Source organism: Tatumella sp. JGM94, assembly GCF_018257595.1.
Taxonomy (GTDB): Bacteria; Pseudomonadota; Gammaproteobacteria; order Enterobacterales; family Enterobacteriaceae; genus Tatumella; species Tatumella punctata.
The window spans coordinates 1-23517 of sequence record NZ_JAERJN010000011.1 but is presented as its reverse complement, the minus strand read 5'-3'; the positions used below and the strand labels follow the sequence as shown (position 1 = coordinate 23517).

At 49.7% G+C, this 23517-nt stretch carries 21 protein-coding genes; 14 read left to right on the top strand and 7 right to left on the bottom strand.

The features are described from left to right. The first annotated feature begins 132 nt into the window (after positions 1-132). The 11 genes from fabZ to tilS all read left to right on the top strand — a co-directional run bounded on the left by fabZ (position 133) and on the right by tilS (position 14971). Positions 133-588 (top strand): 3-hydroxyacyl-ACP dehydratase FabZ, encoded by a 456-nt coding sequence (fabZ, locus tag JK216_RS09355; RefSeq protein WP_212708325.1) that lies wholly within the window; start codon positions 133-135, stop codon positions 586-588. Between the two features lie 2 nt (positions 589-590). Further along, positions 591-1379 (top strand): acyl-ACP--UDP-N-acetylglucosamine O-acyltransferase, encoded by a 789-nt coding sequence (gene lpxA, locus JK216_RS09350; RefSeq protein WP_212708324.1) that lies wholly within the window; start codon positions 591-593, stop codon positions 1377-1379. 3 nt (positions 1380-1382) lie between these two features. Next, on the top strand, positions 1383-2528 hold the full coding sequence (gene lpxB / locus JK216_RS09345; protein WP_212708323.1) for a lipid-A-disaccharide synthase: 1146 nt from the start codon (positions 1383-1385) through the stop codon (positions 2526-2528). After that, positions 2525-3124 carry a ribonuclease HII gene (gene rnhB / locus JK216_RS09340; protein WP_212710475.1) on the top strand — a complete coding sequence of 200 codons (600 nt, stop codon included), beginning with the start codon at positions 2525-2527 and terminating at the stop codon, positions 3122-3124. The genes lpxB and rnhB overlap by 4 nt, the downstream gene beginning before the upstream one ends. A 37-nt stretch (positions 3125-3161) precedes the next feature. Beyond that, positions 3162-6644 (top strand): DNA polymerase III subunit alpha, encoded by a 3483-nt coding sequence (dnaE, locus tag JK216_RS09335; RefSeq protein ID WP_212708321.1) that lies wholly within the window; start codon positions 3162-3164, stop codon positions 6642-6644. A 12-nt stretch (positions 6645-6656) separates the two neighbouring features. After that, positions 6657-7616: an acetyl-CoA carboxylase carboxyl transferase subunit alpha gene (gene accA, locus JK216_RS09330; RefSeq protein WP_212708320.1), complete on the top strand. Its 960-nt coding sequence runs from the start codon at positions 6657-6659 to the stop codon at positions 7614-7616. 134 nt (positions 7617-7750) lie between these two features. Next, entirely contained in the window at positions 7751-8140 is a 390-nt protein-coding gene (locus JK216_RS09325; RefSeq protein WP_212711580.1) for a VOC family protein, read from the top strand. A gap of 72 nt (positions 8141-8212) precedes the next feature. Continuing rightward, positions 8213-9706, top strand: coding sequence for a lysine decarboxylation/transport transcriptional activator CadC (gene cadC, locus JK216_RS09320; protein ID WP_212710474.1), 1494 nt, complete (start codon positions 8213-8215; stop codon positions 9704-9706). A 262-nt stretch (positions 9707-9968) separates the two neighbouring features. Continuing rightward, complete coding sequence (cadB, locus tag JK216_RS09315; protein WP_212710473.1) at positions 9969-11288, top strand: cadaverine/lysine antiporter; 1320 nt, start codon at positions 9969-9971, stop codon at positions 11286-11288. A 71-nt stretch (positions 11289-11359) separates the two neighbouring features. Continuing rightward, positions 11360-13501 (top strand): lysine decarboxylase, encoded by a 2142-nt coding sequence (gene cadA / locus JK216_RS09310; RefSeq protein ID WP_212711579.1) that lies wholly within the window; start codon positions 11360-11362, stop codon positions 13499-13501. A 141-nt stretch (positions 13502-13642) separates the two neighbouring features. Beyond that, a complete protein-coding gene (tilS, locus tag JK216_RS09305) occupies positions 13643-14971 on the top strand; it encodes a tRNA lysidine(34) synthetase TilS (protein WP_212708315.1) in 1329 nt (442 codons plus the stop codon). Positions 14972-15012: 41 nt separating this feature from the next. Here the strand turns inward: tilS and rof are convergent, their stop codons facing one another. Beyond that, on the bottom strand, positions 15013-15273 hold the full coding sequence (gene rof / locus JK216_RS09300; protein ID WP_212708314.1) for a Rho-binding antiterminator: 261 nt from the start codon (positions 15271-15273) through the stop codon (positions 15013-15015). A 346-nt stretch (positions 15274-15619) separates the two neighbouring features. Here rof and JK216_RS09295 point away from each other — a divergent pair, with 346 nt between their 5' ends. Continuing rightward, positions 15620-16165: a YaeQ family protein gene (locus JK216_RS09295; RefSeq protein ID WP_212711578.1), complete on the top strand. Its 546-nt coding sequence runs from the start codon at positions 15620-15622 to the stop codon at positions 16163-16165. After that, positions 16162-16581: an alternative ribosome rescue aminoacyl-tRNA hydrolase ArfB gene (arfB, locus tag JK216_RS09290; protein ID WP_212708312.1), complete on the top strand. Its 420-nt coding sequence runs from the start codon at positions 16162-16164 to the stop codon at positions 16579-16581. Before JK216_RS09295 ends, arfB begins: the two co-directional genes overlap by 4 nt. A gap of 107 nt (positions 16582-16688) precedes the next feature. Here the strand turns inward: arfB and proS are convergent, their stop codons facing one another. The 6 genes from proS to metN all read right to left on the bottom strand — a co-directional run bounded on the left by proS (position 16689) and on the right by metN (position 22265). Beyond that, a complete protein-coding gene (gene proS, locus JK216_RS09285) occupies positions 16689-18407 on the bottom strand; it encodes a proline--tRNA ligase (RefSeq protein WP_212708311.1) in 1719 nt (572 codons plus the stop codon). A gap of 93 nt (positions 18408-18500) precedes the next feature. Next, positions 18501-19208 carry a tRNA (N6-threonylcarbamoyladenosine(37)-N6)-methyltransferase TrmO gene (gene tsaA, locus JK216_RS09280; protein ID WP_212708310.1) on the bottom strand — a complete coding sequence of 236 codons (708 nt, stop codon included), beginning with the start codon at positions 19206-19208 and terminating at the stop codon, positions 18501-18503. Beyond that, positions 19205-19609 carry an Rcs stress response system protein RcsF gene (gene rcsF / locus JK216_RS09275; protein ID WP_212711597.1) on the bottom strand — a complete coding sequence of 135 codons (405 nt, stop codon included), beginning with the start codon at positions 19607-19609 and terminating at the stop codon, positions 19205-19207. The genes tsaA and rcsF overlap by 4 nt, the downstream gene beginning before the upstream one ends. A 126-nt stretch (positions 19610-19735) precedes the next feature. Further along, the gene (locus JK216_RS09270) at positions 19736-20554 is read right to left on the bottom strand and encodes a MetQ/NlpA family lipoprotein (RefSeq protein ID WP_212708309.1); all 819 of its coding nucleotides are present in this window, start codon (positions 20552-20554) and stop codon (positions 19736-19738) included. A 33-nt stretch (positions 20555-20587) separates the two neighbouring features. Beyond that, positions 20588-21241, bottom strand: a complete 654-nt coding sequence (locus JK216_RS09265; protein WP_212708308.1) for a methionine ABC transporter permease MetI — start codon at positions 21239-21241, stop codon at positions 20588-20590. Then, positions 21234-22265, bottom strand: coding sequence for a methionine ABC transporter ATP-binding protein MetN (gene metN, locus JK216_RS09260; RefSeq protein WP_212708307.1), 1032 nt, complete (start codon positions 22263-22265; stop codon positions 21234-21236). The genes JK216_RS09265 and metN overlap by 8 nt, the downstream gene beginning before the upstream one ends. A gap of 529 nt (positions 22266-22794) precedes the next feature. On the opposite strand from metN, the gene gmhB reads away from it, so the two are divergent. Then, positions 22795-23361: a D-glycero-beta-D-manno-heptose 1,7-bisphosphate 7-phosphatase gene (gene gmhB, locus JK216_RS09255; RefSeq protein WP_212708306.1), complete on the top strand. Its 567-nt coding sequence runs from the start codon at positions 22795-22797 to the stop codon at positions 23359-23361. Positions 23362-23517: the final 156 nt, after the last annotated feature.

Genomic DNA, 23517 nt, shown 5'->3' with positions numbered 1-23517 from the left:
GGGATTTCTCAGTAAATCTGCGCGGTTAAGCGGGCTGATTCGATATTTTTATATTTGCGACCTGCGGTGCATCATCCGGGCATGCGGGTCGTGTTACTATTGCTAACAGATTTTTAGGACAGGAAGAGTATTTTGACTACTGAAATACATACTCTGAAAATTGAAGAGATTCTGGAACTGCTGCCTCACCGCTACCCGTTTTTGCTGGTTGACCGTGTTGTGGAGTTCGAACCCCATAAGTACCTGCGTGCCGTTAAAAACGTAACTGTCAATGAGCCATTTTTCCAGGGGCATTTCCCGGGCAAACCTATTCTGCCTGGTGTGTTAATTCTGGAAGCAATGGCTCAGGCAACCGGTATTCTGGCATTTAAAAGCGTAGGTAAACTGGAACCAGGCGAGCTTTACTACTTTGCCGGTATTGATAACGCACGTTTCAAGCGTCCGGTAGTGCCGGGAGATCAAATGGTGATGGAAGTCACTTTTGAGAAAACCCGTCGCGGTCTGACGCGTTTCAGTGGCGTTGCTACTGTTGATGGCAAAGTTGTCTGTGAAGCAACAATGATGTGTGCACGTAGCCGGGAGGCATAAACGTGATTGATAAAACCGCCAGCATTCATCCCAGCTCTGTTATCGAAGACGGTGCCATTATCGGACCTGGCGTTCAGATTGGCCCGTTTTGTGTTATCGGACCACATGTTGAGATCGGCGAAGGGACGGTAGTAAAGTCTCATGTCGTTATCAACGGCCATACACGAATTGGTAAAGAGAACGAAATCTATCAGTTTGCTTCGATTGGTGAAGTAAACCAGGATCTCAAATACGCCAGAGAAGAAACCCGTGTAGAGATCGGTGATCGTAACCGTATTCGCGAAAGTGTCTCGATTCATCGCGGAACAACGCAGGGCGGTGGAGTCACCGTCGTTGGCAGTGATAATCTGTTAATGATCAATACCCATATTGCTCATGACTGCCAGGTGGGTAATCACTGTATTTTTGCCAATAATGCGACACTTGCCGGCCATGTGACGGTAGATGATTATGCGATTATCGGTGGTATGACTGCCGTGCATCAGTGGTGCACTATCGGTGCTCATGTCATGGTTGGCGGTTGTTCCGGAGTGGCGCAGGATGTTCCGCCGTATGTTATTGCGCAAGGTAACCACGCCACACCGTATGGTATTAATATTGAAGGTCTGAAACGCCGGGGCTTCAGTAAAGAGGCATTACACGCTATTCGTAATGCTTATAAACTCCTGTACCGCAGCGGGAAAACTCTGGACGAAGTAAAACCGGAAATAGAAGCGCTGGCTAAACAGCACAGTGAAGTTCAGCCATTCTATGACTTTTTTGACCGTTCAACCCGCGGCATCATTCGGTAACGAATGGCGATGCGTCCTCTGACAGTAGCACTGATCGCCGGAGAAACCTCCGGCGATATTCTTGGTGCAGGCCTGATCCGGGCCTTAAAAGCAAAACATCCTGATATTCGTTTCGTTGGTGTTGCCGGCCCGCTGATGCAGGCGGAAGGCTGTGAAGCATGGTACGACATGGAAGAGCTGGCCGTTATGGGCATTGTGGAAGTGCTTGAACGACTTCCCCGGTTATTACATATCCGTCGTGACCTGACTAAACGCCTGACGGCCCTGAAACCGGATGTCTTTGTCGGTATTGATGCGCCAGATTTTAATATTCCTCTGGAAGGCAGGCTGAAACGAGCCGGCATCCGCACCATTCATTATGTCAGCCCTTCGGTCTGGGCATGGCGACAGAAGCGGGTTTTCAGAATAGGCCGCAATACTGACCTGGTACTGGCGTTTCTGCCGTTTGAAAAAGCGTTCTATGATAAATATGATGTCCCCTGCCGGTTTATTGGTCATACCATGGCCGACAGTCTGCCCCTGCAGCCGGACAAATCTGCTGCCCGCGCCAGATTATCGATAGAACCTGATGCATTATGCCTTGCATTACTACCAGGCAGCCGCAGTGCTGAAGTCGAAATGCTGAGCGCCGACTTTCTGAAGGCGGCACAACTGCTGCGTCAGCGCTATCCGGCACTGGAAATTGTGGTGCCAATGGTGAATGCAAAACGCCGCGAACAGTTTGAAGAAATAAAAGCCAGGGTTGCACCGGAACTGGTTCTGCATCTGACGGATGGCCAGGCCCGCGATGTGATGATTGCCAGTGATGCTGCTATTCTGGCGTCAGGTACCGCCGCTCTGGAATGCATGCTGGCAAAATGTCCGATGGTTGTCGGTTATCGTATGAAACCCTTCACTTTCTGGCTGGCTAAAAAGCTGGTAAAAACCGAATGGGTCTCGTTACCGAACTTACTCGCCGGACGGGAAGTGGTCAAAGAACTTCTCCAGGAAGCGTGCCGGCCGGAGCTCTTAGCGACGGCTCTCGAACCTTTACTGCATCAGGGGCCAGAAAGAACTGCTCTGTTGCAGGTATTTAGCGAGTTGCATCAACAAATCCGCTGGAATGCGGATCAACAGGCAGCACAGGCTGTGCTGGAGTTAATCTCATGAGTCGTTTTATTTATCCGCAGGCAACCTGTATTGCCGGCGTCGATGAAGTCGGGCGAGGCCCGTTAGTCGGTGCGGTGGTGACCGCGGCAGTGATCCTCGACCCGGAAAACCCGATCGACGGTCTGGCTGATTCAAAAAAATTGACAGAAAAACGCCGGCTGGCGTTATTTGACGAAATCAAACAGAAAGCATTGTGCTGGAGCCTCGGTCGTGCAGAGCCGGAAGAAATTGATCAGCTGAATATCCTGCATGCCACTATGCTGGCAATGCAGCGGGCTGTTGCCGGGCTGACAGTGGTACCGGATTTTGTTCTGATTGATGGTAATCGCTGTCCGGCATTGCCTATGAAGTCACAGGCGGTGGTGAAAGGTGATAGCCTGGTAGCGGAAATCAGCGCAGCCTCTATTATTGCTAAGGTGACGCGGGATCTTGAAATGGCGGCACTGGATGCGGCCTATCCGGGGTATGGCTTTGCCAGACATAAAGGGTATCCGACCCCTTATCACCTGGAAAAACTGAGCTTACTCGGCGCAACACCGCAGCATCGACGCAGCTTTGCTCCGGTACGAAATGTACTGGCTGCCGCCGGCAAATAACGCTTTATCTACCCTGAACCGCATACCGGATACTCTGATGGCTGAACCCCGTTTTATACACCTGCATGTACACAGCGACTATTCCATGATCGATGGACTGGCAAAAACGGGTGCTCTGGTAAAAGCCGCCGCCTCCCTGAATATGCCGGCCATTGCGATCACCGATTTTACTAATCTGTGCGGGCTGGTGAAATTCTATGGTGCAGCCCACGGGGCCGGGATTAAACCGATTATCGGTGCCGACTTCCTGGTAGCCAGTGAGCTGACGGGGGATGAATTAAGTGCACTGACGGTACTGGCGGCAAATAATACCGGTTACCAGAACCTGACATTACTGATATCGAAAGCTTACCAACGGGGCTATGGCCCTCAGGGCCCGGTGATTGATCGTGACTGGCTGGCAGAACTGAGTGAAGGACTTATCCTGCTATCCGGCGGCCGGAAAGGGGATATCGGCCGGAGTTTATTACGCGGTAATGACAACCTGACAGAACAGTGTCTGTCTTTTTATCAGCAACATTTTGCTGATCGTTTCTATCTGGAATTGCATCGTACCGGGCGTCCTGATGAGGAAGAATACCTGCATCAGGCCGTTGAACTGGCAATCAGACATCACCTGCCGGTGGTAGCTACTAATGACGTCTGTTTTCTGCAGAGCACCGATTTTGATGCTCATGAAATCCGTGTCGCGATACATGATGGCTATACCCTCGACGATCCTAAACGTCCGCGGTTGTACAGCCCTCAGCAATATCTGCGCACTGAAGAAGAAATGTGCGAATTGTTTGCAGATATTCCTGAGGCGCTGGAGAACAGTGTCGAAATAGCCCGCCGCTGTAATGTGACTGTCCGGCTGGGCGAATATTTTCTGCCACAATTTCCGACCGGGGAGATGAGTACCGAGGACTTCCTGGTGGCCAGTTCCCGGAAAGGGCTGGAAGAACGTCTTGAGTTTCTGTTTCCTGATCCTGCGGTCCGTGCTGAAAAACGACCAGCCTATGATGAGCGTCTGGATATTGAACTGGGTGTGATTAACCAGATGGGCTTCCCCGGCTACTTTCTGATCGTCATGGAATTTATCCAGTGGTCGAAAGACAATGGCGTACCTGTCGGGCCGGGCAGGGGATCCGGTGCCGGTTCTCTGGTGGCTTATGCCCTGAAAATTACCGATCTGGACCCGCTGGAATTCGACCTGCTGTTCGAACGCTTTCTTAACCCCGAACGTGTCTCTATGCCAGACTTCGACGTCGATTTCTGTATGGAGAAACGCGACCAGGTGATCGATCATGTGGCCGAAATGTACGGGCGTGATGCGGTTTCACAGATTATTACGTTCGGTACCATGGCCGCGAAAGCGGTTATCCGTGATGTCGGCAGGGTACTGGGCCACCCGTATGGTTTTGTCGACCGGATTTCCAAGCTGGTGCCGCCTGACCCCGGTATGACCCTGGCGAAAGCCTTTGAGGCAGAGCCACAGCTGCCTGAAATCTACGATGCTGACGAAGAGGTCAGGGCGCTGATCGATATGGCGCGTAAACTGGAAGGAGTAACCCGTAATGCCGGTAAGCACGCCGGCGGTGTGGTGATTGCGCCAACCAGAATTACAGACTTTGCCCCCCTGTATTGTGATGAACATGGTGAGCATCCGGTCACCCAGTTTGATAAAAACGATGTGGAATATGCAGGGCTGGTCAAATTTGACTTCCTGGGGCTGCGTACGCTGACCATCATCGACTGGGCGCTGAAGATGATCAACCCGCGTCGTGAAAAGCAGGGTCTGGAGCCGATTGATATTGCCGCCATCCCGCTGGATGATAAAAAAAGCTTCGATATGCTGCAGCGTTCGGAAACTACTGCGGTTTTCCAGCTTGAATCCCGGGGGATGAAAGACCTGATTAAACGTCTGAAACCTGACTGTTTCGAAGATATGATCGCGCTGGTGGCACTGTTCCGCCCCGGTCCCTTACAGTCGGGGATGGTTGATAACTTTATTGACCGTAAGCATGGCCGTGAAGAGCTCTCTTATCCGGATATTCAGTGGCAGCATGAATCACTGCAACCGGTGCTGGAACCGACCTATGGCATTATCCTGTATCAGGAACAGGTAATGCAGATAGCCCAGGTTTTGGCAGGCTATACTCTGGGCGGGGCAGATATGTTGCGCCGTGCCATGGGTAAAAAGAAACCGGAAGAAATGGCTAAGCAGCGCTCAGTCTTCCGTGACGGTGCCGAGTCGATGGGTATCGACGGCGAACTGTCGATGAAAATTTTTGACCTGGTGGAAAAATTTGCCGGCTATGGATTTAACAAATCACACTCAGCAGCTTATGCCTTAGTCTCCTACCAGACACTGTGGTTAAAAGCCCACTATCCGGCAGAATTTATGGCCGCAGTTATGACTGCGGATATGGATAACACTGAAAAAGTGGTCGGTCTGGTTGATGAATGCTGGCGTATGGGTCTGAAGGTACTGCCACCGGATATTAACTCCGGACTCTACCCCTTTCATGTCAATGATGACGGTGAAATTGTCTACGGTATAGGTGCGATCAAGGGCGTGGGTGAAGGCCCGATTGAAGCGATTCTCGACGCTCGTCATCAAGGCGGATACTTTAAAGAGCTGTTTGATCTGTGCGCCAGAACAGATATTAAAAAAATTAATCGCCGGGTGATGGAAAAACTGATAATGTCCGGAGCCTTTGACAGGTTAGGGCCTCATCGTGCAGCATTAATGAGCTCTCTGAATGCGGCGCTGAAAGCTGCAGATCAGCATGCAAAAGCGGAAGCAATCGGTCAGGCAGATATGTTTGGCGTACTGGCCGAAAAGCCGGAGCAGGTTGAACAGTCGTATGCCAGTGTTATGCCGTGGCCGGAACAGGTTCAGCTGGACGGTGAAAGGGAGACCCTCGGGTTGTATCTGACCGGGCACCCTATCACCCAGTACCTGAAAGAAATTGAGCGGTATGTCGGCGGAGCGCGTCTGAAAGATATGCACCCGACAGAACGTGGTAAGATAACAGTTGCTGCCGGTTTAGTCTTGGCAGCGCGTGTTATGGTGACCAAACGAGGAAATCGTATTGGCATCTGTACTCTGGATGATCGTTCAGGTCGTCTGGAGATAATGCTTTTCACTGATGCGCTTGATAAATACCAGCATCTGCTGGAAAAAGATCGTATTCTGATCGTTAGCGGACAAGTCAGCTTTGATGACTTCAGTGGCGGGCTGAAAATGACCGCCAGAGAAGTGATGGATATTGACGAAGCCCGGGAAAAATATGCCCGTGGTCTTGCTATCTCGCTGACGGACAGGCAAATTGATGACCAGCTTTTAAACCGTCTCCGTCAGTCCCTGGAGCCGTATCGTTCGGGGACCATTCCGGTACATCTCTACTATCAGAGAGAGGATGCTCGGGCAAGGTTGCGCTTTGGTGCATCGTGGCGAATCTCGCCCAGTGATCGTCTGCTTAACGATTTACGTTCTTTGATAGGATCGGAGCAGGTGGAACTGGAGTTTGACTAAAACAGGAACATTATGAGTCTTAATTACCTGGATTTTGAACAACCAATTGCAGAACTTGAAGCGAAAATTGATTCGCTGACGTCAATTGGTCGTCAGGATGAAAAACACGATATTAATCTGGATGAGGAAGTGCAGCGTCTGCGTGAAAAAAGCGTAGAACTGACACGTAAAATATTCTCAGATCTTGGAGCATGGCAGGTAGCGCAGCTTGCGCGTCATCCTATGCGTCCTTATACCCTGGATTATATTCGTCACGCATTCGATGATTTTGATGAACTGGCAGGCGACCGTGCTTATGCCGATGATAAAGCTATCGTTGGCGGTATTGCGCGGTTAGAAGGCCGTCCGGTGATGATTATTGGTCATCAGAAAGGTCGTGAAACCAAAGAAAAGATTCGTCGTAACTTTGGTATGCCAGCGCCTGAAGGGTACCGTAAAGCACTGCGCCTGATGGAAATGGCTGAACGTTTTAACATGCCGGTGATTACCTTTATTGATACTCCGGGGGCTTACCCTGGGGTTGGTGCGGAAGAGCGCGGTCAGTCTGAAGCCATTGCACGTAATTTACGTGAAATGTCCGGCCTGAAAGTGCCGGTCATTTGTACTGTGATTGGTGAAGGCGGTTCCGGTGGTGCATTGGCTATCGGTGTGGGTGATAAAGTGAATATGCTGCAATACAGTACCTATTCTGTCATCTCCCCGGAAGGCTGTGCGTCTATATTGTGGAAAAGTGCAGATAAAGCACCACTGGCGGCTGAGGCGATGGGGATTACTGCTAACCGCCTGCAGGAACTGGATCTGATTGATACGGTGATTCCGGAACCATTAGGTGGCGCCCATCGTCATCCGGAAGTGATTGCCGAATCTCTGAGAAAGCAATTACTGGCTGATTTAGCTGAACTTGATGTACTGAGTAAAGATGAGTTACTGGATCGCCGTTATCAGCGTCTGATGAATTACGGCTACGCCTGATTATTCTGATGTTCTGAGGCCGCGTAATGCGGCCTTTTTTATGGGCGTAATACAGCATGTTATCGGCTAATCACTCTCTGCTGGCAGAGGATTTTAGCGTATGCTGAGGGTCAGAACTCACAGGAGCCCCGTGTATGCCCGGACTAAAAAGTATTAATCATATTGCCATTATTGCGTCTGACTATCAGCAAAGCCGTGCCTTTTATTGTGATACTCTCGGTTTTACCTTGTTGCAGGAAACCTACCGTGAAGCAAGGGATTCCTGGAAAGGTGATCTGGCGCTGAACGGTAGTTATCTTATTGAACTCTTTTCCTTTCCTGATGCACCACCGCGACTGAGCTTTCCTGAGGCGACGGGCTTACGCCATTTGGCATTCAGTGTTGATGATATCGATGAGTCGGTTGCCGTATTACGGCAGCGCGGGGTGGAGTGTGAGCCAGTACGTATTGATTCTCTGACCGGTAAGCCTTTTACCTTTTTTTGCGATCCTGATGGTTTACCGCTGGAGATCTGCCAGAGATAAGGGCCTGCGCAAAGAAGAGGGAATAATTTTGGTTAGAATCTCGCTTACCTTGTGCGGTCAGATGAGTTTTCTATGGAACACGCCGAAATTCGTATCGGTGAATGGTTAGTTTCTCCTGCCTTGAATCAGATTTCCCGCCCCGGACGGGTGGTGAATCTGGAACCAAGACTGATTGATCTGTTAGTCTTTTTTTCCCGTCATCCGGAGGTCGTGCTCAGTCGTGATGAACTGATAGCACAGATATGGACACGCACCTTTGTCACACCACATGTTGTCACCCAGTCCATTTCTGAGTTACGTAAGTCTTTGAAAGATAATCAGGCCGGCAGCCCGGAGTATATTATTACGGTCCCGAAACGAGGATATAAACTGGTTGCCGCTGTCAGTGGTGAAGTATGTCAGCCTGACGCAAGTTCATTATGCCATGAAAATCCTCAGAGACAGGCCAGTCTCCGCCACCACAGGGTACTGCTGCCGTCTGCGGCCTTTAGGTCACGGGGGACTTTGCTGTGCTTCCTGCTTACGCTGGCCGTATGCATTGCCCTGATCGTGCTGGCGTACAACTCTGCCCGTACTTTTTCCCGCCCGGCCAATATGCCACCGGAAATGATTAATCCCCGTGATATTGATATCCGGCTGATGCCGGGCAATTCCTGTAATCAGTGGCAGTCCCAGTATGTATACGTTTCAGGGCTGAGTGATGTCATTAGCAGGCTGTTTAATACTTACTCAGGATGGCGTATCAGAGACAAAAGTAGCGGAGAAAATACTCTGGCCGGTTATCCGGGGAAAACGCTGTCGATTGCGTTTATAAATCAGCGTCATTACCGGGCACAACAATGTTTTATGTCGGTACAACTGACGGATCATGCCTCGCGAACCGTGATGCTGGAGCAGCGTTATTTTATCACCAGAGATAATGCGCTGGCGATCCAGAATGATCTTATCCGTAATCTATCGCTGGTACTGAAACAGCAATGGCCTGTACCACTGGCGACATTGTTACGCCAGTATACTCCGGGTAACAGCAGTGTGATGCAACAATATTATCGTGCCCGGCAGTTACTGATGAAAGGCGATATAGATTCACTGAATCAGGCCAGTGCATTACTGAGTGATGTTATCCGGCAGCAGCCCGATTTTAAGGTTGCTGTAGTTGAAAAAATACTGGCAGATACCTTACATAATTCTGAACAGCCTTTTAGCGGATCCCGGCAGCTGGCCTTTATTCAGGAAGTGAACAGTCTGGAAAATATCAATGATAAGGAAACCCGCGGTATTTATTATCAGATAATGACGATAAATGCGTTAGGTGAGGGTGATGTACAGAAGGCGGATACCATGATTCATAATGGCATCATAAATGAATATTCATGGCTGAATTTTATTTTGCAGGGAAAAGTTTATGAACTGAAAGGCGATAATCAGCTGGCGGCTGACAGTTATATAACCTCTTTTAATCTTCAGCCAACAAAACAAACCCTTTACTGGATTGAAAATGGTGTTTTCCAGACCCCGCTGGGGAAAGTGGTTCCGTATCTGGAAAAGTTTTCTGACCTCAGATAACAGGGGAATTATAAGATCCGTGGGAGGGGCAGAGTAACTCTCAGAAAAAACGTTATATCTCATGGTGTTGATAAAATCCTGAGCTATTTATTGAGTACCGGCGTTCTCCGGAATAACTCAGAAGTCAGTTTTTTATAATTCATAATTAATAAATAGTAACCGTATGTATTTATCTTAGGGTTTGCATAGTCTCTCTGGCATACGACAGGAACCGGCAGTATTCAGCGGCTGATTTCTGTAATAAAAACCAGGAGAAACTATTATGTCTCAAACCCGTAAAATAGGTCTTATTGCCTGTACCGGCGTGGTGGCCGGAAATATGATGGGCAGTGGTATTGCATTACTCCCTGCCAATCTGGCGGCCATCGGCGGAATATCCCTCTGGGGCTGGGTAATATCACTGATTGGCGCCATGTCTCTGGCTTATGTCTATGCCCGGCTGGCGACGAAAAATCCGCAGCAAGGAGGGCCGATTGCTTATGCAGGTGAACTCTCTCCGGCATTTGGTTTTCAGACCGGAGTGCTGTATTACCATGCAAACTGGATTGGTAACCTTGCCATCGGTATTACGGCGATATCCTACCTGTCAACTTTTTTTCCCATCTTGTCTCAGCCGATCCCGGCCGGTATTGCCTGTATTGTTGCAGTATGGATTTTCACGTTTATTAATATGCTGGGCGGAACCTGGGTCAGCCGTCTGACCACCCTCGGATTAATTCTGGTGCTGATTCCGGTGATTATCACCGCTGTTGCCGGCTGGCACTGGTTCTCGATAGCAACTTATCATGCCAACTGGAATACTTCATCTGTCAGTGACTCTCATGCTGTAATTAACAGTATTTTGCTCTGTCTGTGGGCTTTTGTCGGGGTTGAATCTGCGGCTGTCAGTAGTGGAATGGTCAGTAATCCGAAACGGACGGTCCCTTTAGCCACCATGCTGGGTACGGCCATTGCCGGTTTTATCTATATTGCCGCGACTCAGGTGATCTCCGGTATGTTCCCGGCCGCGCAGATGGCAGCCTCAGGAGCACCTTTTGCCGTAAGTACTTCAGCGATTGTTGGTCGCTGGGCCGCACCGCTGGTATCAGCCTTTACAGCATTTGCCTGCCTGACATCACTGGGATCCTGGATGATGCTGGTGGGACAGGCCGGCGTCAGGGCAGCAAATGATGGTAATTTTCCGAAGATCTACGGAGAAATGAATGCTGACGGGGTACCTAAAAAAGGGTTATTGCTGGCTTCCTGTAAAATGACGGCATTAATGATATTAATCACCCTGATGAATTCTCAGGGAGGGAAGGCCTCAGATTTATTTGGTGAGCTTACAGGAATCGCTGTTTTACTGACAATGTTGCCCTATTTCTATTCCTGTATCGATTTAATCAGGTTTGAAGGGATTAATATTAAAAATATTATCAGTCTTATCTGCGCTGTACTGGGATGTATTTTCTGCTTTATTGCTATTTCAGGTGCCAGCTCATTTGAAATCTCCGGGACATTTATTGTCAGCCTGATAATCCTGATGTTCTACGCGAAAAAAATACATCCCGCCGACCCGACGGTAACGCCATTAAATAAATAACACTCTTCACCGGTATGGGGAGTGTCACGCTTTTTCTGAACTGTTAACCAGAATATAAAAAGGACTGAGTTATGAATATCATTGCTGTTATGAATCATCTTGGTGTGTATTTTAAAGAGGAACCTGTCCGGCAGTTGCATAATGCTCTGGAGGAGAAAGGTTTTTCTGTGGTTTATCCAAATAACCGTGATGACTTATTACGCCTGCTGGAAAATAATGCCAGGATTTGCGGTGTTATCTTTGACTGGGACTCTTATAATCTTAGCCTGTGTGAGGATATCAGTAAAATTAATGATTATCTGCCCCTGTATGCTTTTGCCAATAACTATTCGTCACTCGATGTCAGCCTGAATGAACTGCGAATGCAAATCCGTTTTTTTGAGTATGCACTGGGCGCGGCAGATGATATTGCTCTTAAAATCGAGCAAAATACCCGCGATTATGTGAATAAGATATTACCCCCGTTAACCCGCGAGTTATTTAAATATGCACGTGAGGGTAAGTATACTTTTTGTACTCCCGGACATATGGGCGGAACTGCATTTTTAAAAAGTCCGGCGGGGGCATTATTCTATGATTTCTTTGGTGGTAACACCATGAAGTCGGATATCTCGATCTCTGTTTCTGAACTGGGATCTTTACTGGATCACAGCGGTCCCCATAAAGAGGCAGAAGATTATATTGCACGTATATTTAATGCTGACCGCAGTTATATCGTGACCAATGGTACTTCGACCGCGAATAAAATTGTGGGGATGTACGCGGCCCCGGCAGGCAGTACTCTGCTTATTGACCGGAACTGCCATAAATCGCTGACCCATTTAATGATGATGAGTGATGTTATTCCGGTTTATTTCCGCCCAACCCGTAACTCTTATGGCATTTTAGGCGGAATCCCCTGCGCTGAGTTTAGTCATGAAACGATCAGCCATCGGGTCGACAGTACTCCCGGAGCCAGCTGGCCGGTACATGCGGTGATCACTAACTCTACTTATGACGGTCTGCTGTATAATACTGATTTTATTAAAGATACCCTTGATGTCAGCTCGATTCATTTTGATTCAGCCTGGGTTCCCTATACTAATTTTCATCCGATTTATCAGGGAAAATGCGGAATGAGTGGTGAAAGGACAGCCGGAAAAACCATCTATGAAACCCAGTCGACCCATAAACTGCTGGCTGCGTTTTCTCAGGCATCAATGATCCATGTGAAAGGGGACATTGATGAGCATACTTTCAATGAATCTTACATGATGCATACCACCACCTCTCCGCACTATGGGATAGTCGCCTCTGCTGAAACGGCGGCCGCGATGATGAAAGGTAATTCAGGGAAACACCTGATAGAGAGTTCGATCCGGAGAGCCATTAAGTTCCGTAAAGAGATTAAGCGGCTCTATAAAGAATCTGACAGCTGGTTTTTTGACGTCTGGCAGCCGGAAGATATTTCCCGGACTGAATGCTGGGAATTAACCCCCGGCAGTACCTGGCATGGCTTTAAGGATATTGATCACCGGCATATGTACCTTGATCCGGTAAAAATCACCTTACTTACCCCCGGAATGGACCATCAGGGGGCAATGACGCCTTTTGGTATTCCGGCCAGCATTGTTGCAAGATACCTGGATGAACACGATATTATTGTCGAAAAAACAGGTCCCTATAATCTGTTATTCCTGTTCAGTATCGGTATAGATAAAACCCGGGCGCTGAGTTTATTACGGGCGCTGACGGAGTTTAAACGCGCCTTTGACCTGAACCTGAAAGTTAAAAATATGCTGCCTTCGCTGTACAGTGAAGCGCCTGAGTTCTATAAAGAGATGAGAATTCAGACGCTGGCTGAAAATATTCACCAATGTGTAATGCATCATAACTTGCCTGATTTAATGTACCGCGCCTTCGATGTTCTGCCGGAAATGGTAATCACTCCTTATCAGGCTTTTCATCAGGCACTGAAAGGGGAGACGGAAGAAGTCTATCTCGAAGAGGTCGCCGGCAGGGTAAATGCCAATATGATCCTGCCATATCCGCCCGGAGTACCGCTGGTGATGCCCGGAGAAATGATCACACAACAGAGTCTGCCGGTACTGGAATTCCTGCAGATGCTATGTGAAATAGGTGCCCGTTTCCCGGGGTTTGAAACAGATATTCACGGGGCTTACCGGCAGGAGGACGGGCGTTACACGGTTAAGGTCCTGAAAAAAACGCACTGATAACCTCAGCAGATCACCGGATGCCGCTTTGCTGCGGCATCATTGTTTTGGGGACAGGGCGGCATTGCCAGAAGTCTGGCTTGAATGACGAAAGCTTTCCCGGTAACGTGCCCTGTAGTCTTATCCATCACTGGCAGAACAATGAATCAGAGCACTGTGTTTTCCGGAGATATTCCGCTTTTCGGCTTTAAAGATTTACTGGTCGCATTTAGCGGCGGGCTGGATTCTGCGGTACTGCTCCATGCGGTCGCCGGGCTGCGGCATCAGCAGAATATCAGGGTACGGGCTGTCCATATTCATCATGGGTTAAGCCATTACGCCGATGACTGGGTGACCCATTGCCGGCAGTTTTGCCGGTCACTGGATATTCCCCTGAGAGTGGAATATGTGCAGCTGGATACCAGAGCGCTGGGGACGGAAGCCAGTGCCAGACAGGCACGCTATGGTGTTTTCTCTCGTTTGCTGAATCCGGGAGAAGCCCTGCTGACGGCGCATCACCAGGATGACCAGTGTGAAACGTTGCTGCTGGCCTTGAAAAGGGGCAGCGGTCCGGCAGGACTGGCCGCGATGCCGGCAGTAATGCCATTTTCCTGCGGGTCGATACTGCGGCCGTTACTCTCCTGCAGCCGCCGACAACTTGCCGGTTATGCAGAGCAGCACGATCTGCGGTGGATTGAGGATGACAGTAATGACGACCCGGCTTATGACCGTAACTTCCTGCGGCTGGAAATTTTACCGTTACTGACCCGGCGCTGGCCGCACTTCCCGTCAGCAGTATCCCGCAGTGCCGGGTTATGTGGTGAGCAGGAAGCCTTACTGGATGAACTGTTACAGGATGAACTGGCCGGGCTGATTACCCCGCAACAGGCGATACCGGTAGCTCCGCTGACGGATATCAGCCCATTGAAACGGGCAGCCATACTGCGGCGCTGGCTTGCCTGTTGCGGAGCATTAATGCCATCACGCAGCCAGTTAGCCCGTATATGGCAGGAAGTTGCCTGCAGTCGTGAGGATGCCAATCCCAGACTGGTTATTTCCGGCGGTGAAATCCGGCGTTATGCCGGTCATCTCTGGTGGGTCAGGTGTTTTCAGGGACAGCGCGATACCCGGCTGGACTGGCCTGATCTGCAGGTTCCCCTGATATTACCGGATAATCTGGGGCAACTGATCTCTGCCCCGCAGGGCATTCGTTTAAGGTTACCGGACAGAGCAACACAGGTATCCGTAAGGTTCAGTGCCGCCGGCCGTTTATATATTGTCGGACGAGACCGCGGACGATCACTGAAGAAAATATGGCAGGAGTGCGGGGTACCTCCCTGGCTCAGGGAAAATACCCCTGTTTTGTTTTATGACGATGAGCCGGTATGTGCACCGGGGGTCTTCGTCTGTCAGCATGCTCAGCCTGCTGAGTCAGCTGACAGCCAGTGCTGGTTCCTGCAATGGCAGCAGGAAGAACAAAGTAAAGATTAAGTCGTGTGTTCAGGGCCGTGTCTGCAGCCCTGAACACAGGGTCAGCTTTCGCTGATCACCACAGTCCCGATTTCCGGATGACTGAAGCTGTTTATGCTGTCCAGCCGCAATTCACGTTGCGATCCCGCCTGATCAACTATCAGATACTCAACTTTCTTTCGTAGCAGTAAATCGCGGGCTGTTGCCTCAAACGTTTCACCATTTTTCAGTGCAATCATCAGCATCAGTTGATGCTGGCAGGCGAGTTCAAGATAGTCATAATCATCACAATTAATGGGTTGATAAGTATCATTCATTGACATAGTCGCTCACCGTGAGTTCTTAGCGGTCATTGCCGCATAATCCCTGAAAAATCCGCTATATCCTCGCTCGTACCGTTTCTGAGCCAGGCGCCTGACGCTTCCGGACCGGCCGAAGGTCCCTGATAATGTCAGCATAGCGCGCTTGTACTGATTCACAATATTTATCGACAAAATCTGACATCAGTCAGTTATCATCGATCCGGCCTTGTCTTTAACAGCCTATGCCGTTGGTCCGGCGATAGCAAGATGCTGGCAGTCGGACTGTTCCGTAACGGAAAAGATAATCGTTTTTTCTGTCTTTAGCCGCTTTCCGTTACAATAACCGGATTCAGTTATCGGAGGGGCCATGGCCTTAAAAGCAACTATTTACAAAGCGGCAGTTAATATTGCCGATCTCGACCGGCAATATTTTTCGGATACACAGCTGACACTGGCCAGGCATCCTTCAGAAACTCAGGAAAGAATGATGCTGCGTTTACTGGCATGGATCCTGAATGCAGATGATAAATTACAGTTTACTAAAGGGCTGTCCGCAGATGACCAGCCGGAACTCTGGTTACATCATGATTATGGTACGGTAAAACTATGGATCGAACTGGGTCTGCCGGAAGAGCGCAGGCTGAAGAAAGCGTCCGGACTGGCAGAGCAGGTCGTGCTGTTTGCTTATAGTGAGCGGGCCGTGCAGGTATGGTGGCAGCAAAACCGCGAGAAACTGAGCACCCTAAAAAATCTCAGCATCTGGTACATGGATGATCAACAGCTCGGGCTGCTGAGCGACCTTGCCAGTCGCAATATGAATCTCCAGGTGACCCTGCAGGAAGGGATGATTTGGCTGTCTGACGGTGAACGGCATGTTGAATTGCAATTAACACCCTGGCAGGCGAGCACATGATTGACGTCACCCGTCAGATAACTCTCGACCCGGAGGATATCCAGTTCACGGCGATCCGTGCTCAGGGGGCGGGCGGGCAACATGTGAATAAAGCGTCAACGGCGGTGCATCTGCGTTTCGATATCCGTGCTTCCCGGCTGCCTGCTGAAATTCAGCAAAAACTCCTGAATGTGAACCATCACCTGATAACCGCAGACGGGGTTGTAGTGATAAAATCGCAGTCTTTCCGTAGTCAGGATAAAAACAGGGCTGCTGCGGTTCAGCGGCTGGTGGATGTGATCCGTGAACTGACTTATGAAGATGCCCCCCGCAAAGCAACCCGCCCGACGCGTGCTTCAAAAGTCAGACGGTTACAGTCAAAGGCTCGTCAATCGGCAACCAAAAGTCTGCGTGGTAAAGTCCGCGATCAGGGGTAACTGCCGTACTGCCTCCGCGGCTACAGCATGACTGAAGAGTAAAAAAAAACACATAACCCGCGTTATGTGTTTTTTGTTTCTGCCGGGCCAAAAGCCCCGCAGGCCGGTTACCCGCGAATACGCGATGTCAGATAATTAACAATATCGCTGGTCTTAATCATCTGCTTCTCAGCCTGACGACGGTTTTTGTACTCAATTTCTTCGTTATCCAGATTACGATCACCGATAACAACAGTATGAGGAACACCGATCAGTTCCATATCCGCAAACATCACACCCGGACGTTCTTTACGATCATCGAGAATGACATCAATGCCAAGGGCCTGGAACTGCTGATACAGCTCTTCGGCCAGCTGCCGGACGCGGAAAGATTTATGCATATTCATCGGCAGGATGGCAACCTGGAAAGGGGCCAGCGCATCAGGCCAGAGAATACCGCGCTCGTCATGGTTTTGCTCAATGGCGGCGGCAACAATTCGGGTGATCCCGATACCGTAGCAACCCATGGCCAGTGTCTGGTTACGGCCATCTTCACCCTGAACTGTGGCTTTCATCGCTTCAGAGTATTTGGTACCCAGCTGGAATATATGGCCCACTTCGATACCACGTTTAATCTGCAGTACGCCTTTTCCATCCGGGCTGATATCACCTTCGATAACATTACGGATATCAGCAACCTGTGCTTCCGGTAAGTCACGCACCCAGTTAATACCAAACCAGTGTTTACCGTCGATATTGGCACCGGCACTGAAATCACTCATTTTAGCGACAGTACGATCAGCAATGACCGGAATTGTCAGACCGACAGGCCCCAGAGAACCAGCTCCGGCGCCCAGTTCACTGCGGAGTTCTTCTTCGGTAGCGAAGCTCAGAGGGACGGCAACCTGCGACAGTTTCTCCGCTTTGACTTCGTTCAGCTGATGATCACCACGAACCAGCAATGCCACCAGACGGTGACCGCTCTCTTCGGCGGCCTTGACCACTAGCGTCTTCACCGTTTTCTCTACCGGAACCTTAAACTGTTCAACCAGCTCAGCGATAGTTTTTGCATCGGGAGTATCAACCTGAACCATGGCCTCCGCCGGTGCCGGACGTTCACCGGCCGGAGCAACAGCTTCGGCCAGTTCGATATTCGCTGCGTAATCAGAGTCGCTGGAGAAGATCACATCGTCTTCACCATTTTTCGCCAGTACCTGGAATTCATGCGAAGCACTGCCACCGATTGAGCCGGTATCAGCCTGTACGGCACGGAAATCCAGCCCCATCCGGCTGAATGACTGACTGTACGCACGATACATAGTGTCGTACGTTTCCTGCAGCGATTCCTGTGATGTATGGAAAGAATAAGCATCTTTCATAATAAATTCACGGGAACGCATTACTCCGAAACGCGGGCGTACTTCATCGCGGAATTTGGTCTGGATTTGATACAGGTTGAGAGGCAGCTGTTTGTAAGAACTGAGTTCATTACGGATTAGATCGGTCACCACTTCTTCATGGGTCGGTCCCAGAACAAAAGGACGCTCATTACGATCATTAATACGTAACAGCTCCGGGCCATATTGTTCCCAGCGGCCACTTTCCTCCCACAGGTCAGCGGGCTGAACCACCGGCATACTGATTTCGATGGCCCCGGCACTGTTCATTTCCTCACGTACGATATTCTCGACTTTTCTGAGGACACGGATACCGGTCGGTAACCAGGTATATAAACCCGAGGCCAGTTTACGGATCATGCCGGCACGCAGCATTAACTGATGGCTGATAACCTCAGCATCAGACGGAGTCTCCTTAAGGGTGGAGAGTAAGTATTGAGAAGTACGCATTAATTAATATTCCAGTTAAACGGAAAATCGGAAAAAAACTGTTTTTAGTTACCTGATAGTGTATCAGTCAGTCGCGCTGCCAAAAAGTGCGATTTAGCCGGGCTCAATGGCAAAAACCTCGTTACGTCCGGCGATTATTCGCCAGCGCACATTAAAATTGAGTACCCGTACCGCATACTCCCGGTTGTCTTCGTTGTTTTTACGATATGCCGGGCGGGGATCCTGGGCCAGAACCTCTGACAGAAACTGTTGCAGGTGCGGATAATCACCGCCCAGCTGCTGTAATTGGTGGCAGACATCCGGTGTGAAAATCACCGGCATATTCCCTTCCGGTGCCTGTCCGGCATAGCCTGCACTAGCCTCAGGAACCGATTCAACAAACGGAAGATACGGTTTAATATCAATGACGGGTGTACCGTCGACTAAATCCAGACTGCCCAGTTCCAGAACCACCTGCTGCCGGCCGGTGCGGATCCCTTTAAGCTGAACCAGAGACATTCCCAGCGGGTTAGGACGAAAGGTCGATCGGGTCGCGAATACGCCTATCCTCTGATTCCCGCCCAGCCGGGGAGGACGGACGGTCGGATGCCACCCTTGTTCCATTGTCTGATGAAAAACGAAAGTTACCCACAGATGACTGAACGCTTCCAGTCCGCGCACGGTATCGCTCTGATTATAAGGAGGCAGCAGGTGTAACTCACCGCCGCCATGGGTGACCAGCCCCGGCTGACGGGGCACCGCAAACTTCTCTTTCCACGGGGAATGTATTACCCCGATTTGCTGAAAGGTAAAGCTGGTCATTGACGGGTGACTTTCAGGGCAGAACCCTGACAGACGGCCTGACGGTAGCATCCTGCCACGGTAGTGACTACCGTACACTGGTGCAGTAGCACTGCATTTGCTTTGATCTCTGAAGCCTTGATCTGCATACGTTTCCGGGCGGTGTTGATATTCGCCGGAGAGCTTTGCGGGCCTGACTGGCAGTCTTCGCCTGAAACTTCGCCTAAGTCACGGAAAGGTTTACTCAGCAAATCTGTCGGAGAGGTATAAACGTCTACCGGAGCGGCCCGGCGAACCGGTTTGCTACGTTCAGGTTCAGCATGCCGGCCGGAATTTAGCGGCTGATGTTGCGCAGGTGTTTCATGATGAACAGAACAGCCTGTCAGCATTAACGCAAACACGCAAAGCGGGAACAGACGCATGGAATTACCCTCATAGAATAGAATTGCGGCTATTGAATCAAGAGCGGGAAAAAATAACAAGCCACTGGCGCGGATAAATAAAAAGGGCGACATCACTGTCGCCCCTGTTTTAGGTTACGGATTGGTTTACCAGCCTTTCACCGCACCGCCGTTGAAAATTTTCTGAGCCGCTGCAGCCACTTCATCAGACTGATAAGCCTTAACGAAATTTTTCACGTTTTCTGCGTCTTTATTATCTTCACGGGCAACGATCAGGTTAACGTAAGGTGAGTCTTTATCTTCGACAAAAATACCGTCTTTTTGCGGAGTAAAGCCAATCTGGCTGGCATAGGTCGTGTTAATAATTGCCAGAGTAATTTTATCGTCATCCAGAGAACGCGGTAATTGCGGCGCTTCCAGTTCAATAATTTTCAGGTGTTTTGGATTTTCGGTGATATCCAGTGTTGTAGGCAGCAGACCACTGTTGTCTTTCAGTTTAATCAGCCCCACTTTTTGCAGCAGCAGCAGTGAACGTCCGAGGTTCGTCGGATCATTGGGTATAGCAATCTGTGCGCCGTCCTGCAATTCGCTCAGGGATTTGATTTTTTTCGAGTAACCGGCAATCGGATACACAAAAGTATTACCAACCGGTACCAGCTTATAGCCACGATCTTTGATCTGCTGGTCAAGGTAAGGCTTATGCTGGAAGGCATTAACATCAATATCGCCTTTGCTCAGAGCTTCATTTGGCAGTACATAGTCATTAAACGTCACCAGCTCTACGTCCAGGCCATATTTTTCTTTAGCCACTTTTTGTGCGACCTCAGCAACCTGCTGTTCGGCACCGGCAATCACGCCGACTTTAATATGGTTGGGATCTTCTTTGCTTTTCTGGTCGCAGCCTGTCAGTGCCATCACACCGATCAGCGCACCCAGTGCGGCCATTTTCTTAAAGGTAAAAGTCATAGGTTGTCCTTAATTAACATTTTTCTGACTGACTTATTTATGAGTGACAGCACGAACGATGCGGTCACCACCAAACTGAATTAAATACACCAGAATAACTAATAATACTAATACCGTATTCATTACCAGAGCGTTGTAACCGATATAACCATATTGAATACCGATTTGTCCCAGCCCGCCAGCACCGACAGCTCCCCCCATGGCGGAGTAGCCGACCAGAGTGATCAGGGTAATGGTAGCCGCATTGATCAGGCCGGGTAAGGCTTCCGGCAGCAGCACTTTACGGATAATTTGCAGCGGAGTGGCTCCCATCGCCCGTGAGGCTTCGATCAGCCCGGCAGGCAATTCCAGTAATGTATTTTCGACCATACGCGCAATAAAAGGCGCTGCGCCTATTGTCAGAGGCACAATAGCAGCCTGCAATCCGATAGAAGTACCGACCAGTATCCGGGTGAACGGGATCATCCAGACCAGCAAAATAATAAACGGGATTGACCGGAAAATATTAACGATAGCTGAAATGGTCCGGTACAGGGTTTTATTCTCGATAATCTGACCGGGACGGGTAATGTACAGTAATACACCGACCGGCAGTCCAATCACGAAACCGAAGAATCCCGACACAAAGGTCATTATCAGCGTTTCCCAGACCCCGCCGGCCAGTAACCAAATCATGGCCTCAGACATAGCCTAATACCTCTGCTTTTACATGTTGCTCGCGCAGCCAGTCAATGGCTGCCTGACTGTTTTGCTGATCACCACTGACTTCTGTCAGCATGATGCCAAATTTAACCCCTCCGGCATAATCCATCTGGGCACTGATAATGTTGCAGTCAACCGCAAACCGTCTGGCAACCTCGGAAAGCAGCGGGGCATCGACTGACTCACCGGTAAATTCAAGACGCAGCAGCGGAATTTTACCTTCGGATGCGCGGTCACTCAGGCGTTGCTGATAATCATCCGGAATATCAAGATGCAGGGTGGACTGAATAAACTGCTGGGCAAGAGGCGTTTTAGGATGTGAAAACACTTCACTGACCTGATCTTTCTCTATCAGTTTTCCCTGACTGATAATCGCAACCTGATCACAGATACGTTTCACCACATCCATCTCATGAGTGATCAGCATAATGGTCAGCCCCAGACGGCGGTTAATATCTTTCAGGAGTTCAAGGATAGAGCGGGTGGTTGCAGGGTCCAGGGCACTGGTTGCTTCGTCACAGAGTAACACTTTCGGGTCACTGGCCAGTGCGCGGGCAATAGCGACGCGCTGTTTCTGGCCGCCAGACAGGTTACCCGGACGCGAATTATGTTTATCTCCCAGTCCGACCAGCTCCAGTAAATCTGTCACTTTCCGGTGAATTTCGGCGCGTGGGCGATTTTCAAGTTCCAGTGGCAGAGCAACATTGCCAAATACTGTACGGGAATTCAGCAAATTAAAATGCTGAAAAATCATGCCTATCTGGCGGCGGGCAAGGGTCAGTTGTTTCTCAGAAAAGGCGGTCAGCTCCTGGCCATCGACCACAACCCGGCCAGAGGTCGGGCGTTCCAGTAAGTTTACGCAGCGAATAAGGGTACTTTTTCCGGCACCTGAAGCACCGATCACGCCATAAATCTGGCCGGCAGGCACATGCAGACTGACATCGGACAATGCCGTGATGGTCTGTGTCCCCTGGCTGAAGACTTTGCTGATGTTTTCTAATTTAATCATCTAAGTAATCGTTATTTTGTAAGATTTTACCGTCGTTATCAGACATGAATACAGAGACAATGTCTGTGATTGAAAAGGATGTTAAGGCATCCAGACGTCTAAATCAATGAAAGTCTTAGTGCCATTTTGCATAACTGATAGCTATCCGGAAACAGCAGTAAGCTGACTGCTACCGTAATCACACTCTGTCAGGCTGTTCCATCCCATCCCATAGACCCGGCCGTATAAGCAAACCTGCTCCTGTTCTGTGTAGCAGTTTACTCCGTGCCGCTATTCACAGGGCTGGCGGATGGTGCGAAGTGACGGTGCCGGTGATGTACTGATGAAAAGAAATCATCAGGCGCAGAGAGGGGAGCAGTAAACCAGTACCGGCTTCCCCATATAGATGAAGAAAAACAGCATCAGGGATGGCCCGGTATTTATACAGAGGCAAAGGCCCCTGTTGTCGTCAGGGCATCTTTCCGGCTTTTAATACACTCCGGCAGATGAACATGCGATACTGAGTACAGTTAAACAGAGGAGTAAATGAGTGGCGAACAAAATACCGGCAATTTTTCTGGATCGTGATGGCACAATTAATATTGATCATGGATTTGTACATCAGGTCGATGATTTTCAGTTTATCGATGGTGTCATTGAAGCGATGCAGGAACTGAAAGCGATGGGTTATGCGCTGGTGGTGGTCACAAACCAGTCAGGTATTGCACGTGGTAAATATACAGAAAATCAGTTTATGCAGCTGACTGAATGGATGGACTGGTCACTGGCTGATCGCGGTGTGGACTTAGATGGTATCTATTATTGTCCTCATCATCCAGAAGGCGCTGTTGCTGAGTATAAGCAAGTGTGTGAGTGTCGTAAGCCCCTGCCAGGGATGTTGTTATCCGGTCAGCAGCAATTGAATATAGATATGGCAGCATCCTATATGGTGGGAGATAAGCGCGAAGATATGCTGGCGGGTCAGGCTGCAGGGGTGGGGCATAACATTCTGGTACGCAGTGGCCAGCCTTTAACCGCTGAGAGCGAATCTGCTGCTGACCGGGTGTTGAATAGCCTTGCAGAACTGCCGGAACTGATTAAAAAGTCTGCGGTGTAGCTGGTTAATAGTTCAATTTGTGTGAAGTTTCAGCGAACAGAAAATAAATGATTATTTGGGGTTGCGCTTCCGGAAACATTCCCTATAATGCGCAACCACTGACACGGCAAAGCGCGATGCGCAGCGGCGTGACAGGGACTGAAGCGATTCGGTCCG

Bases quoted from the DNA above. Each gene is read 5' to 3' on its own strand.
- lpxB (WP_212708323.1), top strand. From the start codon at position 1,383: ATGGCGATGCGTCCTCTGACAGTAGCACTGATCGCCGGAGAAACCTCC.
- rnhB (WP_212710475.1), top strand. From the start codon at position 2,525: ATGAGTCGTTTTATTTATCCGCAGGCAACCTGTATTGCCGGCGTCGAT.
- dnaE (WP_212708321.1), top strand. From the start codon at position 3,162: ATGGCTGAACCCCGTTTTATACACCTGCATGTACACAGCGACTATTCC.
- accA (WP_212708320.1), top strand. From the start codon at position 6,657: ATGAGTCTTAATTACCTGGATTTTGAACAACCAATTGCAGAACTTGAA.
- JK216_RS09325 (WP_212711580.1), top strand. From the start codon at position 7,751: ATGCCCGGACTAAAAAGTATTAATCATATTGCCATTATTGCGTCTGAC.
- cadC (WP_212710474.1), top strand. From the start codon at position 8,213: ATGGAACACGCCGAAATTCGTATCGGTGAATGGTTAGTTTCTCCTGCC.
- cadB (WP_212710473.1), top strand. From the start codon at position 9,969: ATGTCTCAAACCCGTAAAATAGGTCTTATTGCCTGTACCGGCGTGGTG.
- cadA (WP_212711579.1), top strand. From the start codon at position 11,360: ATGAATATCATTGCTGTTATGAATCATCTTGGTGTGTATTTTAAAGAG.
- tilS (WP_212708315.1), top strand. From the start codon at position 13,643: ATGAATCAGAGCACTGTGTTTTCCGGAGATATTCCGCTTTTCGGCTTT.
- rof (WP_212708314.1), bottom strand. From the start codon at position 15,273: ATGTCAATGAATGATACTTATCAACCCATTAATTGTGATGATTATGAC.
- JK216_RS09295 (WP_212711578.1), top strand. From the start codon at position 15,620: ATGGCCTTAAAAGCAACTATTTACAAAGCGGCAGTTAATATTGCCGAT.
- arfB (WP_212708312.1), top strand. From the start codon at position 16,162: ATGATTGACGTCACCCGTCAGATAACTCTCGACCCGGAGGATATCCAG.
- proS (WP_212708311.1), bottom strand. From the start codon at position 18,407: ATGCGTACTTCTCAATACTTACTCTCCACCCTTAAGGAGACTCCGTCT.
- tsaA (WP_212708310.1), bottom strand. From the start codon at position 19,208: ATGACCAGCTTTACCTTTCAGCAAATCGGGGTAATACATTCCCCGTGG.
- rcsF (WP_212711597.1), bottom strand. From the start codon at position 19,609: ATGCGTCTGTTCCCGCTTTGCGTGTTTGCGTTAATGCTGACAGGCTGT.
- JK216_RS09270 (WP_212708309.1), bottom strand. From the start codon at position 20,554: ATGACTTTTACCTTTAAGAAAATGGCCGCACTGGGTGCGCTGATCGGT.
- JK216_RS09265 (WP_212708308.1), bottom strand. From the start codon at position 21,241: ATGTCTGAGGCCATGATTTGGTTACTGGCCGGCGGGGTCTGGGAAACG.
- metN (WP_212708307.1), bottom strand. From the start codon at position 22,265: ATGATTAAATTAGAAAACATCAGCAAAGTCTTCAGCCAGGGGACACAG.